This window comes from Ursidibacter arcticus, from assembly GCF_009761375.1.
GTDB lineage: Bacteria > Pseudomonadota > Gammaproteobacteria > Enterobacterales > Pasteurellaceae > Ursidibacter > Ursidibacter arcticus.
Genome location: NZ_LEKM01000061.1, coordinates 1 through 968, shown reverse-complemented (window position 1 = coordinate 968; position 968 = coordinate 1). Strand labels below are relative to the sequence as shown.

Here is a 968-nt window from a genome sequence, read left to right as displayed (position 1 = left end):
GTTATCTGCCACCACAGAACCTACTGGGATTTTGCTTCCATCACCTTTATCAAGATACGCTGTGATTGATGCATTAGGCTCTGCCGTACCACTAAATACTACTTTTTCAGGGTTGTTATCTGCCTCTGGGCTTTCATCAATCGCTTTAATGGTGTTAGGGGTAATGCTTGGTTTGTCGCTTGCAGTAACGGTGTCTGGATCTTGTAAAACAGGTTGTTTATCTTCATTTAATACAATCGGCTCACTCGGTTTACTTTGATCGCCAGCACTGTTTTCAGCTGTCGCAACAATTTTACCATTTTCAGGAATCTTATCTTTAGGAATAGTGATAGTGAAACCGCCATCTTTTGGTGTTACTTCCACTTCAGGTTTATCCGATGGTGGTACGAAGTTACCTTGCTCATCTTTTTTAACGTCAATCGTTTCAACCACTTTACCAGTTTCATCTAAAATCTGAACCGGTACATTGGTTGCATCATCAGGAACTTTAACATCAACAGATATTTTTTCATCTTCTGGTTGAGACGCTGATGGGGTAAGTACTGGTGGTTCAACGTAAGTGTCGTTTGGCTGAGGGTTGTCACTTGGTACAACTTTATCAGTCGTTACTGGCACTTCGTCAGATGAATTTTTACCCGGTGATTGAGCTTCTACGTTAAGATCTTCTGCTTGATCTTTATTTGGATTATTTTGATCTAATACGACAGGTACGCTCCAGTTACCATTGTTATCCACTTTGGTTTCTGCAATAACATTACCTTCTTTATCTTTAATTTTGATTGTAGCGCCTTTTTCACCCTTACCTGTTAAATTAACAAGATCAGGCTTACCATCGTTGTTGCGATCAACGGTTTCAGCTTTTGTGATTTCTGGGTTTTGTGTGTCGCTATCGTATGTGGTTTCTACCGTTGTTGTTGCAGAACCTTTGTCACTAATAGCGGTTACGCTAACGGGTGATTTGTCTTTGA

The 968-nt window shown here is 40.4% G+C and carries 1 protein-coding gene; it reads right to left on the bottom strand.

The window, feature by feature from the left end; all coding sequences use genetic code 11:
• A partial coding sequence (locus A1D25_RS01750) for an Ig-like domain-containing protein (protein WP_157394005.1) occupies positions 1-968 on the bottom strand: 968 nt, incomplete at both ends.